The sequence below is a fragment of the Paraburkholderia ginsengisoli NBRC 100965 genome (assembly GCF_000739735.1).
Lineage (GTDB): Bacteria > Pseudomonadota > Gammaproteobacteria > Burkholderiales > Burkholderiaceae > Paraburkholderia > Paraburkholderia ginsengisoli.
Genome location: NZ_BBJF01000004.1, coordinates 56,805 through 70,712 on the forward strand (window position 1 = coordinate 56,805; position 13,908 = coordinate 70,712).

Genomic DNA, 13,908 nt, shown 5'->3' on the forward strand with positions numbered 1-13,908 from the left:
CGGCTATTAGTGCTCCCTGAATGCGCCGTCCGGCTGGCGATTCGAAGCGTTCCGCGCCGGCCGCGCATCGTTACCGTTGCCGCGCCCGCCGCCATTGCCCGCCTGCTGCGGGGATTGCGGCGGCGGACCTCCCGCGCCGGGCCGAGGCGCATTCGACCCGCCAGGCCCGCGCGGCCCGCCGACTGCGCCCTGCGGCGGCGGCCCGCCGTTCGGTTGCCCATGTCGGCCGCCATTGTCCCCGTGGTTGTCGTGGTTTCCGTAGTTGCCGTTGTTCGGTCGGCCCCGGTCAGGGTAGCCGTGATAGCCGGGACCCGGCCCGTAATAGCGGCCCGGTCCGCCGTAATAGCCGGGGGCCGAGTAATTGCTATATCCCATATACACATTGGCCTGCGGCACGACCGGGCCGCCGGTGGCATAGCCGTCATAACCGTCGTAGCCGCCGCCGTAACCGTTGCTGTACATCGGGGTGCCGTCCGGGTAGACGGCGCAGCCGCCAAGCAGGACGGCGATGGCGAGACCGGCGAGTGGTGCAAATCGTTTCATTGGGTGGACCAGTGCGAGAGGATTACGTCTGTAAGACCGCTATTATCCCCAACCGTCATCGAAGCTTTGTATATGTTTGTAAGGATTTCATTTTCGTGCCAGCGGCGATTGCGCTGCGGGACATAATCGACAATTGACTGTTCCATTTGGAGCAACGCTGTATCTCGTGTCGGTGGGGTTTCCTGATTGCAAATTTCTATAGCATTTGCACTGGGCATAGTGCGTCACAAGCGTATGCGCCCCTAATCGGAAAACGACATCATGAAAAAGACAATATCGGTGTACTGGCCCCTTGCCATTGTTGTGCCGCTCGCTGCGGCTGCTTATCTGCACATTTGCGGCAACGCCGCTTCGCGCCCACAGGCTCCCTTGGGCGCCGATCAACTGACCGCCGAACTCGCGCGCGCTGTTTCGTACGGCATGATCGACGCCACTTCGGCGCTGCCGGCGAAACCGATGCGCGCCGCGACGGCCATGCCGCTCGCCGAGGCATCCTGAGCGGCACGTTCGGAAAACGCCGTGGCGCGATGCGCACCGCTCGCGCGCGCTGGCCCCTCCACAGCGCACAGCCCGCCTGAACGCGCCGAGCGTCCTCCGGCGAGATTCCGCCGGCCTTTGTATAATCGCGGCACCGTTTAAAACCCTCAGTCTCCTCGCCTAGTGCGTTGAAGCGCCCGAAACTTCTGATGAAAACCGTGTCCGTCTGTTTCGTATGCCTCGGGAACATCTGCCGTTCGCCGACGGCGGAAGGCGTGATGCGCCATCTGGTCGACGAGGCGAAGCTCGCGGAGCGCATTCTGATCGATTCCGCCGGCACGGGCGACTGGCATATCGGCGCGCCGCCCGACCAGCGCGCTCAGCAAGCGGCGACGCAACGGGGCTACGAGCTGGCCGCTTTGCGCGGTCGCCAGATTGCGGCGACTGACTTCGAGCGCTTCGATCTGCTGATCGCGATGGACGACAAGAACGTCGCCGCGCTCCGTCAAATGTGCCCGCCGGGGCAGCGCGACAAGATTCGTCTGCTGATGGAATTCGCGCCGCAGACGGACAGCCGGTGGAGCGGCACCCGCGAAGTCACCGATCCATACTTTGGCGGCGCGGAGGGTTTCGAGCAGGTGCTGGATCAGTGCGAAGCCGCTTGCCGCGGGCTAATCGCCGCCTTGCGTCCGCAATTGTTCACCTAGCCTGGCTGGCGGCGGAATTCGGGCGCGCTAGCTATTAAGCAAATGACCCAAATTGCAATAGGGATACTTGACTAAATCGCTCATGTATTTATACTTGACCAAACTTGTCGAGAATTGCGGTTCCCACACATATGAGACTCACCACAAAAGGCCGTTTCGCCGTCACGGCGATGATTGACCTGGCGCTGCGCCAGGAGCAGGGCCCGGTGACGCTTGCGGGTATCAGCCAGCGCCAACATATCTCCCTGTCCTATCTCGAGCAGCTGTTTGGCAAGCTGCGTCGTCACGAAATCGTCGAGTCCGTGCGCGGACCGGGCGGCGGCTACAATCTTGCCCGCCGCGCCGAAGACGTCACGGTGGCCGACATCATCATCGCGGTCGACGAGCCGCTCGACGCCACACAGTGCGGCGGCAAGGGCTCGTGCGAGGGCACCAAACAGCACGACGGCCACTGCATGACGCATGAACTGTGGTCGACGCTGAACCAGAAAATGGTCGAGTACCTCGATTCGGTCTCCCTGAAGGATCTCGTCGATCAGCAGCGTTCGCGCGAAGGCGCGCCGGCGGTGCTGCGCGACAGGCGCAACGAAGCGCCGGCGGTCGAGCCTGTCCGTACCGTGCCGAAAGGGCCCAATTCCGTTTTCAACATGGCCGGTTCGTGAGGCGCGGTATCTAGCATTCGCCGCCGCCTGATCAAGAACCCAGAAGCCAGAGCACATGACGTCCCCGGAGCAATTGATGAACAACGACTCTCTCCATCTGCCCATTTACATGGACTACAGCGCTACGACGCCGATCGATCCGCGCGTGGTGGACAAGATGATTCCGTATCTGCGCGAGCAGTTCGGCAACCCCGCATCGCGCAGCCACTCGTATGGCTGGGACGCGGAGCGCGCAGTCGAAGAAGCGCGTGAGAACGTCGCCGCGCTGGTGAACGCCGACCCGCGCGAAATCATCTGGACCTCGGGTGCAACGGAGTCGGACAACCTCGCGATCAAGGGCGCCGCGCACTTCTACAAGAGCAAGGGCAAGCACATCATCACGGTGAAGACCGAGCACAAGGCCGTGCTCGATACCTGCCGCGAACTCGAACGCGAAGGCTTTGAAGTCACGTATCTGGACGTCAAGGATGACGGTCTGATCGACCTCGAAAAGTTCAAGGCCGCGCTGCGCCCCGACACGATTCTGGTGTCGGTGATGTCGGTGAACAATGAGATCGGCGTGATCCAGGACATCGAGGCGATCGGCGAGATCACCCGCGAGAAAGGCATCATTTTCCACGTGGACGCCGCGCAAGCCACCGGCAAGATCGCGATCGACCTGCAAAAGCTGAAGGTCGATCTGATGTCGTTCTCCGCGCACAAGACCTACGGTCCGAAGGGCATCGGCGCGCTGTACGTGCGTCGCAAGCCGCGTATCCGTATCGAAGCGCAGATGCATGGCGGCGGTCACGAGCGCGGCATGCGTTCGGGCACGCTGGCCACGCACCAGATCGTCGGTATGGGCGAAGCGTTCCGGATCGCGCGTGAAGAAATGGCTACGGAAAACGAACGCATCCGCATGCTGCGCGATCGGCTGCTCGCCGGCCTGTCGGAAATGGAAGAAGTGTATGTGAACGGCGACATGGAAAAGCGTGTGCCGCACAACCTGAACATCAGCTTCAATTTCGTCGAAGGCGAATCGCTGATCATGGCGGTGAAGGACGTGGCGGTGTCGTCGGGTTCGGCTTGCACGTCGGCTTCGCTGGAACCGTCGTACGTGCTGCGCGCACTGGGCCGCAACGACGAGCTCGCGCACAGCTCGATCCGCTTCACGGTGGGCCGCTTCACGACCGAGCAGGATGTCGATTACGTGATCAACCTGCTGAAGAGCAAGATTTCGAAGCTGCGCGACTTGTCGCCGCTGTGGGAAATGCACAAGGACGGGATCGATATTTCGACGATCCAGTGGGCAGCGCACTGACGCGCCATCTGGACGAAGTTGAATTCATCGAATTGCAAATTGCAGGTTGAAACGGATCAAGGAGTTTAATCATGGCTTATAGCGACAAGGTTCTGGACCACTACGAAAACCCGCGCAACGTCGGTTCCTTCGCGAAGGACGACGATGCGGTCGGCACTGGCATGGTCGGCGCGCCGGCCTGCGGCGACGTGATGAAGCTGCAGATCCGCGTGGGCGCGGACGGCGTCATCGAAGACGCGAAGTTCAAGACGTACGGCTGCGGTTCGGCGATTGCTTCGAGCTCGCTCGTCACCGAATGGGTGAAGGGCAAGACGCTCGATCAGGCAATGTCGATCAAGAACACGCAGATCGCCGAAGAACTGGCGCTGCCGCCGGTGAAGATCCACTGCTCGATCCTCGCGGAAGACGCGATCAAGGCAGCGGTCGCCGACTACAAGCAGCGTCACGGTGAAGCGGCGGTCGTCGAAGGCGACAAGCAGCACGCGTGAGCGTCGCTTGAACCGCGACTGATCGCGGTTTATTGAAAGGAAGCGGACGGCGCGGATCGAATGCGCCGTCCAGCATGAGCGATATTTGATGCAGGCAGGGTCGCAGTGCGCAAACCGTCACACGGGTGATCGACACCCCATGCGGCGGACCCGCACCGCGCAATGAGAAACGCTATGGCAATTACGTTGACCGAAAAGGCAGCACAGCACGTCCAGAAGTATCTGACCCGTCGCGGTAAAGGCGTCGGACTGCGCGTCGGCGTGCGCACTACCGGTTGCTCCGGCTTGGCCTACAAGCTCGAGTACGTGGACGAACTCGCGCCCGAAGATCAGGTGTTCGAAACCAGCGGCGTGAAGATCATTGTGGACCCGAAGAGCCTCGCCTATATCGACGGCACCGAACTCGACTTCGCACGCGAAGGGTTGAACGAAGGCTTCAAGTTCAACAACCCGAACGTGAAGGACGAATGCGGTTGCGGCGAGTCGTTCCGCGTGTAAGTTCGAAGTTTTCCGCGTGCAGCGGATCAAAGGCGGCGCGGGCCGCCTTTTTAGTTTGATCCGCGCATCCGGGGCCGCATGGCTTGCCGACTTCTCTCTCACGCTGCGCCGCGTTTTCGCTTTCGAGCCACATTTTTAGACTGCACTCCGGTGCGCTTTCATCAACGGACTCCTTTTATCCGATGGCCTCGCTGAACGACAGCCACTTCGACCTGTTCGATCTGCCGGCGCAATTCGCGCTCGACGCGGCAACGCTCGATCACGCCTACCGCACGGTGCAGGCGCAAGTGCATCCGGATCGCTTCGCAGCGGCCGGCGACGCCCAAAAGCGCATCGCGATGCAATGGGCGACGCGCGCCAACGAGGCGTATCAGACGCTGCGAGATCCGTTGAAGCGCGCCACGTATCTGCTGTCGCTGCGCGGCATCGACGTCGGCGCGGAAAACAACACGGCGATGGAGCCGGCGTTCCTGATGCAGCAGATGGAGTGGCGCGAGAACATCGAGGACGCGGCCGCGGCGAAGAACGTCGACGCGCTCGACGCGTTGCTCACCGAACTGCGCGACGAAGAGCGCATGCGTTTCGACAAGCTCGGCGCATCGCTCGACAGCGGCGCGAATCAGGCGGCGGGCGAGGCGGTGCGGCAGTTGATGTTCATCGAGCGGGTGGCGTCGGAAATCGGCGCGCAGATCGAGCGGCTTGAAAACTAGCGCGCGGCGCAGCACCCAGAAGCCGAAGCAATTCAATCCAGCAACGCGAAAATTCAGGACGGGGCACAGCGGCCCCGAGAAGATCCAGATGGCCTTACTGCAAATCTCCGAACCCGGCATGGCGCCGGCGCCGCACCAGCGGCGTCTGGCGGTCGGTATCGATCTCGGCACCACCAACTCCCTCGTCGCCGCGGTGCGTAGCGGCGTGCCCGACGTGCTGCCCGACGAAGACGGTCATGTGCTGCTGCCGTCGGTGGTGCGTTACCTGGAAAAGGGCGGCCGCCGCATCGGCCGCACGGCCAAGGCCGAAGCGGCGAGCGATCCACGCAACACGATCGTCTCGGTCAAGCGCTTCATGGGCCGGGGCAAGGCGGAAGTCGAAGGCGCTGAAAACGCGCCGTACGATTTCATCGACGCGCCCGGCATGGTGCAGATCCGCACCGTCGACGGCGTGAAGAGCCCGGTCGAAGTGTCGGCCGAAATTCTTGCGACGCTGCGTCAGCGCGCCGAAGATTCGCTCGGCGACGAGCTGGTCGGCGCGGTCATCACGGTGCCGGCTTACTTCGACGAAGCGCAGCGCCAGGCGACCAAGGACGCCGCGCGGCTGGCCGGCCTGAACGTGTTGCGCCTCCTGAACGAGCCGACCGCGGCCGCGATCGCCTATGGTCTCGACAACGGCTCCGAGGGTCTGTACGCGGTGTACGACCTTGGCGGCGGCACCTTCGACCTGTCGATCCTGAAGCTCACCAAGGGCGTGTTCGAAGTGCTCGCGGCGGGCGGCGACTCCGCGCTCGGCGGCGACGATTTCGACCACGCGCTGTATCGCCACGTGCTGGAGCAGGCGGCCATCGCACCGCAAACGCTCGCACCGGAAGACGTGCGTCTGCTGCTCGACAGCGTACGCGAGGTCAAGGAGGCGTTGTCGGCCGCACCTGAGGCAACCCTCGCGGCGACGCTCTCGAACGGCACCAGGCTCGATCTGACGATCACCGAAGCTACTTTCGAGGCGATCACTCAGGCGCTGGTGCAGCGAACGCTTGGCCCCACGAAAAAAGCGCTGCGCGACGCCAAAGTCACGACCAAAGAGATCAAGGGCGTGGTGTTGGTCGGCGGCGCGACGCGCATGCCGGTGATCCGCCGCTCGGTCGAGTCGTTTTTCGGCCAGCCGCCGCTCGTGAACCTCGATCCGGATCAGGTCGTCGCGCTTGGAGCTGCGATCCAGGCCGATCTGCTCGCGGGTAACCGCGGCGCGGACGGCGACGACTGGCTGCTGCTGGATGTAATTCCGCTGTCGCTTGGCGTCGAGACGATGGGCGGGTTGACCGAGAAGATCATCCCGCGCAACTCGACGATTCCGGTCGCCCGCGCGCAGGACTTCACGACCTTCAAGGACGGCCAGACCGCGATGGCGATTCACGTCGTGCAAGGCGAGCGCGAGCTCGTCAGCGACTGCCGCTCGCTCGCGCGTTTCGAGCTGCGCGGCATTCCGCCGATGGCGGCCGGCGCGGCGCGCATTCGCGTGACCTACCAGGTGGACGCGGACGGGCTGCTGTCGGTGTTCGCGCGTGAGCAGGCCTCGGGCGTGGAAGCGTCGGTGGTGGTCAAACCGTCGTATGGCCTCGCCGACGACGACATCGCCCGCATGCTCGAAGACAGCTTTTCGACCGCCGAAGTCGACATGCGCGCGCGTGCGTTGCGCGAGGCGCAGGTCGAAGCGCGGCGTCTCGTGGAAGCGACCGACGCGGCGCTCGCCGCCGACGCCGAATTGCTCGACGACGACGAGCGTGTCGCGCTCGACGCGTTGCTCGATGCGTTGCGCAAGGTCGCCCAAAGCGACGACGCCGACGCGATCGAAGCCGCCACCAAAACGCTCGCCGAAGGCACCGACGAATTCGCCGCCCGCCGCATGAACAAGGGCATTCGCCGCGCGCTCGCCGGTCGCAAGCTCGACGAGATCTGAGGGTCGCAGGCCGGCGCGCATCGCGCCGGTCGCTGACGCTCAAGCGCGCCGTGCCGACTTAAAAAGTCCCCGCGGCGCCAGTAAAATGGTGCGGAGCCCGTTGCGGCCGCCGCGCCTCAGACCCAAACGGAAAATGTATGCCTCAAATCGTTGTGCTGCCCCACGTCGAACTGTGCCCGGAAGGCGCGGTGATCGACGCCGTGCCCGGCAAGAGCATCTGCGACAACCTGCTCGATAACGGCATCGAAATCGAGCATGCGTGCGAGAAGTCGTGCGCGTGCACGACCTGTCACGTGATCGTGCGTGAGGGTTTCGCCGCCTTGACGCCGTCCGAGGAAGACGAGGACGATCTGCTGGACAAGGCATGGGGGCTCGAACCGGCCTCGCGTCTGTCGTGCCAGGCCATGGTGCCGGCGGAGCAGGACCTGGTCGTCGAAATTCCGCGTTACTCGATCAATCACGCGAAGGAAAACCACTAACAGGAGGATGCAGCCATGAAGTGGACCGATACGCAAGACATCGCGATGGCCCTGACTGACAAGCACCAGGACATCGATCCGCAGCAGGTGCGCTTCACCGACTTGCATCGCTGGGTCACCGAGCTGGAGGGATTTGACGACGATCCCAACCGCTCGAACGAAAAGATCCTCGAGGCGATTCAGGCTGCATGGATTGAAGACGCGGATTACTGAGCGCGACGCGGCTGCACAGCCGAACAGCGCTGCGTGAATTGTTCCGTGGCGGCTGCGTCGTGGTAAAGAAAAAGGCGATTCCCTTGGAATCGCCTTTTTTAACGCCCGCGCAAAAGCGGGGCAGCCTCCCTGGGCCTTCGCGTTGATCTTTGCATCGACTTCGCGCGGGTTGTTGCGTTGGCCGGGCGCTCGTCTAGCCCGCGACCAGCGTGCCGTTTTCGACCCTTACGTGCTGGCCTTGCTGGAACGGCGGCGCTTCGTGGTACGTGAAATAGCGCGTCTTGCCGTTTTCCATTCGCACGCGTACCGAATACGACGTCGAGGTCCGGATGTGCTTTTCGACCGAATTGCCGGCGAGGCCGCCGCCGAGCGCGCCGAGCAGCGTCATCGCGGTGCGGCCGCCGCCCGAGCCGAACTGATTGCCGACGACACCGCCTGCGACCGCACCGCCGACCGCACCGATCCCGGTGCCATGACCTTCCTGACGCACCGCCGAAATGGCGACGACCGTGCCGCACGTCGAGCAGTAAGTTGACTGCGGCGGCGGTTGCTGTGCGTATTGCGGCGCGGCTTGCGCCTGTTGCTGCTGCGCGTACTGTTGTTGCAGCGCCGGAGCGGCCGGAGCTGGTTGCGCAGCCGGCTGCGGCGGTTGTTGTTGCGCCTGCTGTTCAGCGAGTTGCTGCTGTCGCGCCGAGCCGTTGACCGGCGCGGCCGAATCGACGACGCCGGGTTGCGTCGTCACGCGCGCGGCCTGAGTCTGGTCGGTTTGCGCGCCGGTGCCCGACGCCTTCGAGAACAGGCCCGTGACGGCCGCGGTCGCGGCGAGACTCGCGATGATCACCGCAGCGGCCGCGCCCGCGACGAGCGGGTGAAGGCGACGTTGCTGGGTAGGCTGGGTATCGTTGGCTGGTTTGTTCATCCTGGCCTCCGTCTGTTGCAGAGTCGACTTTATTGAGACTGAGTGTCCGGCAATTCGATCCCGGCGGCGTTTCAAGTTGTAACCGGTGGCGCCACGACAGCGCGGGCATGCCGCGACCGGCAGGGCGGGGCGCCTTGGTCTTTGCAATGTTGGGAGGGCTCGTCTTGCACAGCGTGCGCGCCGCGCTTGATCACCTTTTACCTATGGTTACAAACCATCGGCGCTCGCGCACGGTGCGCCTTTCCCTGAGCCACAAGAAAAAACGCCCGGCTTCGAAAAAGCAGGGCGTTTTCTTTGCTGCAAACCGCGTAACGGATCAGTCTTCGCGACGCAGATGCGGGAACAGAATTACGTCGCGGATGCTCGGGCTATCGGTCAGCATCATCACCAGACGGTCGATGCCGATCCCGCAACCGCCGGCCGGCGGCATGCCATATTCGAGCGCGCGAATGTAGTCGGCGTCGTAGAACATCGCTTCTTCGTCGCCGGCGTCTTTCTGGTCGACCTGCTTCTTGAAGCGCGCGGCCTGGTCTTCGGGATCGTTCAGCTCCGAGAAGCCGTTGGCGATTTCACGGCCCGTGATGAACAGCTCGAAACGCTCGGTGATGCCGTCGACCTTGTCCGACGCGCGCGCGAGCGGCGACACTTCGATCGGGTAATCGATGATGTAGGTCGGCTCCCACAATTGCGATTCGGCGGTCTCTTCGAACAGCGCCAGTTGCAGCGAGCCGACGCCCGCGTTCAGGAACTGCGGCTGCGACGCGTCGACGCCGAACTTCTTCAATTCGGTGCGCAGGAACGCGGCGTCCGCGAGTTGCCCGCTCGTGTACTGCGGCGCGTACTTCTGGATTGCCTGGGTGATCGTCAGCCGATGGAACGGCTTCGCCAGGTCCAGCTCGCGGCCCTGATACGTGATGGTCGCCGTACCGAGCGCATCGATCGCGGCCTGGCGGATCAGCTGCTCGGTGAAGTCCATCAGCCACTTGTAATCGGTGTACGCCGCGTAGAACTCGATCATCGTGAATTCCGGATTGTGGCGCACCGACACGCCCTCATTACGGAAGTTACGGTTGATCTCGAACACACGCTCGAAGCCGCCGACCACCAGCCGCTTCAGATACAGCTCCGGCGCGATACGCAGGAACATCTGCATGTCGAGCGCGTTGTGATGCGTGGTGAACGGCTTCGCCGCCGCGCCGCCCGGGATCGGGTGCAGCATCGGCGTTTCGACTTCCATGAAGTCGGCGTCGGACATGAACTTGCGGATCGACGAAATCGCCTTGGTGCGCGCGACGAAGGTCTTGCGCGTTTCCGGCGTGACGATCAGATCGACGTAGCGCTGGCGATACTTCATTTCCTGGTCCGACAGACCGTGGAACTTGTCCGGCAGCGGACGCAGCGACTTCGACAGCAGACGCAGTTCGGTGCAGCGCACCGACAGTTCGCCCTTGTTGGTTCGGAACAGCACGCCGCGCGCCGCGACGATGTCGCCCATGTCCCACTTCTTGAAGGCGTCGTACGTTTCCTGACCGACGTCGGCCGGCGTGATAAAGAACTGGATCTGACCCGAGCCATCGCGCACGGTCGCGAAGCTCGCCTTGCCCATCACGCGCTTGAGCATCATGCGGCCGGCGATCGCGACTTCGAGCGGATTCGCTTCGAGCGCTTCCTTGTCGGCATGCTCGAACTGCGCCTGCAGATCTTCGGCGTGATGCGTGGGACGGAAATCGTTCGGATAGGCGACGCCTTGCTCGCGCAACTCGCGCAGCTTTTCACGGCGCTCGGCGATGATCTTGTTGTCGTCCACCTCGGGCGCGACAGTCGGCTGGGCCGCATTCGGCTGGGTCGGTTCGGTCATGATGATTTGATGTTGGTGGCCCGCATCGGCATGCACCTGAGTGCGCCGGATGAGGGAGGCCAGTCAGTGTAAAAACCTCAGGCGGTAAAAAGATGCGGCGCGACCATGCGGGCCGCGCCGATGGCGCTCTGTGCGCTTACACGCCCTGTTTCAGGCTTGCGCTGATGAACGGGTCGAGGTCGCCGTCGAGCACGCTCTTGGTGTTGCTGATTTCGACGTTGGTGCGCAGATCCTTGATACGGCTGTTGTCCAGCACGTACGAGCGGATTTGATGACCCCAGCCCACATCGGTCTTGCCGGCTTCCAGCTTGTCCTGCTCTTCCTGACGCTTGCGGATTTCCGCTTCGTACAGGCGCGACTTCAGCATGGCCATCGCTTCGGCGCGGTTGCGGTGCTGCGAACGGTCGTTCTGGCACTGCACGACGATGCCCGACGGCAGGTGCGTGATACGCACCGCGGAGTCGGTCTTGTTGATGTGCTGACCGCCCGCGCCGGACGCGCGGTACGTGTCGATACGCAGATCGGCCGGGTTGATGTCCACTTCGATCGAGTCGTCGATTTCCGGGTACACGAACACCGACGAGAACGACGTATGACGCCCGCCCGACGAGTCGAACGGCGATTTGCGCACGAGGCGGTGCACACCGGTTTCGGTGCGCAGGAAGCCGTATGCGTATTCGCCTTCGATCTTGATCGTCGCGTTCTTGATGCCAGCGACGTCGCCGTCGGTCTGCTCCAGCACTTCGGTCTTGAAGCCCTTGCGCTCGCAGTAGCGCAGATACTGCCGCAGCAGCATCGACGCCCAGTCGCACGCCTCGGTGCCGCCGGCGCCGGCCTGAATGTCCAGGAACGCGTTGTTGGGGTCGGCCGGGTTCGCGAACATCCGGCGGAATTCCATGTCGGCGACGCGCTGTTCAATGCCTTGCGCGTCGGATTCGCAGGCGAGGAGGGTTTCCTCGTCGCCTTCCTCGCGGGCCATCTCGAACAGGTCCTGCGCGTCGCGCAGATCGTTATTGAGCGACGTGAGCTTGCCGACGGTGTCGTCGAGCAGTTTCTTTTCCCGGCCGAGGGCCTGGGCGTGCTTCGAGTCGTTCCAGACGTCCGGGTCTTCGAGTTCCCGGTTGACTTCGATTAGACGCAGTGCTTTGTCGTCGTAGTCAAAGATACCCCCGTAGCGAGTCTGCGCGCGTGCGCAGGTCCGCCAGAGAGGCTTCGATCGCGTTGAGACGTTCCGCTTCCATGTCGATCTTTTATAGCTTCGTAAAAAGGGGAAATTATAGCCGATCGGCGTGCCGCGCCGGAGGCTGTCGAGCGATCCGGCGCGGGTTCGGGGTTGATTTTGCGGAGTTTTTTGGGGTTTTTTGCGGCGATGCGCGGGCGGCCGCTTCAGCTCGCCGCGTGCTCGACGATCAATTGCACGCGCGACACGCCGTTCCACGTATCGCTCGCCAGCCGGTACGCGACGGTGGTGCGCGCGGGCAGCGTGTCGGTGTGATTGAACCAGATGGCGTTGAAGCGCTGGCGGCCGCGCACGAGTTGCAGCTTCAGGTGCTTGTCCTTCACCAGCGCCTGCGACGCGATGTCGAATTCGCCCGAAAACACCGGGGCCGGGAAGCCCTGGCCCCACACGGCGGCGTCGAGCATCTCGACGAATTGCGGCGTGAAGTACGCGTCTTCCAGTTCGCCGTCGGTTTCCACCGTGCGCGACAGCGCGTCCTGGGACAGCCATTCGCGCCCGACCGCTTCGAACGCGGCGGTGAAGCGCGCCACATCGGCGGCGGCGAGCGTCAGGCCTGCGGCCATCGCGTGGCCGCCGAATTTGACGATCAGGTTCGGCTCGCGCTTCGAGATCAGGTCGAGCGCATCGCGCAGATGGAAACCGGGAATCGAGCGGCCCGAGCCTTTGACGGTCTGGCCGCTGTCGTCGGCAAGCGCGAAGGTGAACGAGGGCCGGTGGAATTTCTCCTTCAGCCGGCCGGCGACGATCCCGATCACACCCTGATGCCAGCCCGGATTGAACAGCGTGATGGTGGTCGAGCCTTGCGGGTCGATCGTGGAGAGGTCGTCGAGCGCCTGTTGCTGCATGCCGGCTTCGATCTCTCGGCGCTCGCGATTCATCGTGTCGAGCTGCTGCGCGAGATCCCATGCGCGGCCGATGTCGTCGGTGGTCAGGCATTCGATCCCGAGCGACATGTCCGACAGGCGTCCCGCCGCGTTGAGCCGCGGGCCGAGCGCGAAGCCGAGGTCGAAGCCCGACGCGCTGCGCGCGTCGCGCGCGGCGGCGCGAAAGAGGGCGGCGATGCCCGGCTGCATCTTGCCTTTGCGGATGCGCTGCAAGCCTTGCGCGACCAGCACGCGGTTGTTGCCGTCGAGCTTGACCACGTCGGCGACCGTACCGAGCGCGACCAGATCGAGCAGGCCATCCAGACGCGGCTCGGGAAAAGCGTCGTTAAACGCGCCACGGCGGCGCAATTCCGCGCGCAACGCGAGCAGCACGTAGAACATCACGCCGACCCCGGCAATGCACTTGCTCGGAAACGTGCAGCCCGGCTGGTTCGGATTGACGATCACGCGCGCGGCGGGCAACTCGTCGCCGGGCAGGTGGTGGTCGGTGACCAGTACGTCGATGCCGAGCGCGTTGGCGGCTTCCACACCGTCGACGCTGGCGATGCCGTTGTCGACCGTGATCAGCAGATCCGGCTTGCCCGACGCGCCGCGCGCGGCCAGCGCGACGATCTCGGGCGTGAGGCCGTAGCCGTACTCGAAGCGGTTCGGCACCAGGTAGTCGATCTGGCCGCCGAACATGCGCAGCCCGCGCACCGCGACCGCGCAGGCGGTGGCGCCGTCGCAGTCGTAGTCGGCGACCACCAGCATGCGGCGCTTCTGCTGGATCGCGTCGGCGAGCAGCACGGCGGCGTCTTCGCAGCCCTTCAGCGCGACTGGCGGCACGAGCCGCGCGAGACCGGTTTCGATTTCATCGGGCAGGCACACGCCGCGCGCCGCGTACAGACGCGCGAGCACCGGATGCAGACCATGGCGGGTGAGGATTTCGAGGTCGACCGGGGAGCAGGTGCGCGTAACGATTCGAGTCATT

Annotated in this window: 15 protein-coding genes; 10 read left to right on the plus strand and 5 right to left on the minus strand. The window is 63.8% G+C overall.

All coding sequences use genetic code 11. The annotated features are described in order from the left end of the window. Positions 1 to 6: 6 nt before the first annotated feature. The gene (locus BGI01S_RS04405; protein WP_042322767.1) at positions 7 to 543 is read right to left on the minus strand and encodes a hypothetical protein; all 537 of its coding nucleotides are present in this window, start codon (positions 541 to 543) and stop codon (positions 7 to 9) included. A gap of 261 nt (positions 544 to 804) precedes the next feature. Here BGI01S_RS04405 and BGI01S_RS29260 point away from each other — a divergent pair, with 261 nt between their 5' ends. From BGI01S_RS29260 to iscX, 10 genes are all read left to right on the plus strand, one after another. Further along, complete coding sequence (locus BGI01S_RS29260; protein ID WP_084585262.1) at positions 805 to 1,041, plus strand: hypothetical protein; 237 nt, start codon at positions 805 to 807, stop codon at positions 1,039 to 1,041. 188 nt (positions 1,042 to 1,229) lie between these two features. Next, positions 1,230 to 1,727, plus strand: coding sequence for a low molecular weight protein-tyrosine-phosphatase (locus BGI01S_RS04415; RefSeq protein ID WP_042322769.1), 498 nt, complete (start codon positions 1,230 to 1,232; stop codon positions 1,725 to 1,727). 131 nt (positions 1,728 to 1,858) lie between these two features. Beyond that, the gene (gene iscR, locus BGI01S_RS04420; protein WP_042322770.1) at positions 1,859 to 2,389 is read left to right on the plus strand and encodes a Fe-S cluster assembly transcriptional regulator IscR; all 531 of its coding nucleotides are present in this window, start codon (positions 1,859 to 1,861) and stop codon (positions 2,387 to 2,389) included. Positions 2,390 to 2,465: 76 nt separating this feature from the next. Further along, positions 2,466 to 3,689: an IscS subfamily cysteine desulfurase gene (locus BGI01S_RS04425; RefSeq protein WP_042322771.1), complete on the plus strand. Its 1,224-nt coding sequence runs from the start codon at positions 2,466 to 2,468 to the stop codon at positions 3,687 to 3,689. 71 nt (positions 3,690 to 3,760) lie between these two features. Then, entirely contained in the window at positions 3,761 to 4,177 is a 417-nt protein-coding gene (gene iscU / locus BGI01S_RS04430; RefSeq protein ID WP_042322772.1) for a Fe-S cluster assembly scaffold IscU, read from the plus strand. Between the two features lie 174 nt (positions 4,178 to 4,351). Next, complete coding sequence (iscA, locus tag BGI01S_RS04435; protein ID WP_042322773.1) at positions 4,352 to 4,675, plus strand: iron-sulfur cluster assembly protein IscA; 324 nt, start codon at positions 4,352 to 4,354, stop codon at positions 4,673 to 4,675. A gap of 182 nt (positions 4,676 to 4,857) precedes the next feature. Further along, entirely contained in the window at positions 4,858 to 5,385 is a 528-nt protein-coding gene (gene hscB, locus BGI01S_RS04440) for a Fe-S protein assembly co-chaperone HscB (protein ID WP_042322774.1), read from the plus strand. A gap of 88 nt (positions 5,386 to 5,473) precedes the next feature. Beyond that, a complete protein-coding gene (gene hscA / locus BGI01S_RS04445) occupies positions 5,474 to 7,345 on the plus strand; it encodes a Fe-S protein assembly chaperone HscA (protein WP_042322775.1) in 1,872 nt (623 codons plus the stop codon). Positions 7,346 to 7,482: 137 nt separating this feature from the next. Continuing rightward, the gene (gene fdx / locus BGI01S_RS04450; protein ID WP_028199497.1) at positions 7,483 to 7,824 is read left to right on the plus strand and encodes an ISC system 2Fe-2S type ferredoxin; all 342 of its coding nucleotides are present in this window, start codon (positions 7,483 to 7,485) and stop codon (positions 7,822 to 7,824) included. Between the two features lie 15 nt (positions 7,825 to 7,839). Further along, positions 7,840 to 8,037 carry a Fe-S cluster assembly protein IscX gene (gene iscX / locus BGI01S_RS04455; protein WP_007181290.1) on the plus strand — a complete coding sequence of 66 codons (198 nt, stop codon included), beginning with the start codon at positions 7,840 to 7,842 and terminating at the stop codon, positions 8,035 to 8,037. Positions 8,038 to 8,230: 193 nt separating this feature from the next. Here iscX and BGI01S_RS31280 read toward each other — a convergent pair whose 3' ends face one another. The 4 genes from BGI01S_RS31280 to recJ all read right to left on the minus strand — a co-directional run bounded on the left by BGI01S_RS31280 (position 8,231) and on the right by recJ (position 13,907). After that, on the minus strand, positions 8,231 to 8,956 hold the full coding sequence (locus BGI01S_RS31280) for a glycine zipper 2TM domain-containing protein (RefSeq protein ID WP_042322776.1): 726 nt from the start codon (positions 8,954 to 8,956) through the stop codon (positions 8,231 to 8,233). Between the two features lie 316 nt (positions 8,957 to 9,272). Next, positions 9,273 to 10,814, minus strand: coding sequence for a lysine--tRNA ligase (lysS, locus tag BGI01S_RS04465; RefSeq protein ID WP_042324372.1), 1,542 nt, complete (start codon positions 10,812 to 10,814; stop codon positions 9,273 to 9,275). A gap of 136 nt (positions 10,815 to 10,950) precedes the next feature. Further along, a protein-coding gene (prfB, locus tag BGI01S_RS29265) for a peptide chain release factor 2 (protein ID WP_157004116.1) occupies positions 10,951 to 12,055 on the minus strand; the annotation gives its coding sequence in 2 pieces (ribosomal slippage) (positions 10,951 to 11,973 and positions 11,975 to 12,055; 1,104 coding nt in all). A 145-nt stretch (positions 12,056 to 12,200) separates the two neighbouring features. Then, a complete protein-coding gene (recJ, locus tag BGI01S_RS04475) occupies positions 12,201 to 13,907 on the minus strand; it encodes a single-stranded-DNA-specific exonuclease RecJ (protein WP_042322777.1) in 1,707 nt (568 codons plus the stop codon). Position 13,908: the final 1 nt, after the last annotated feature.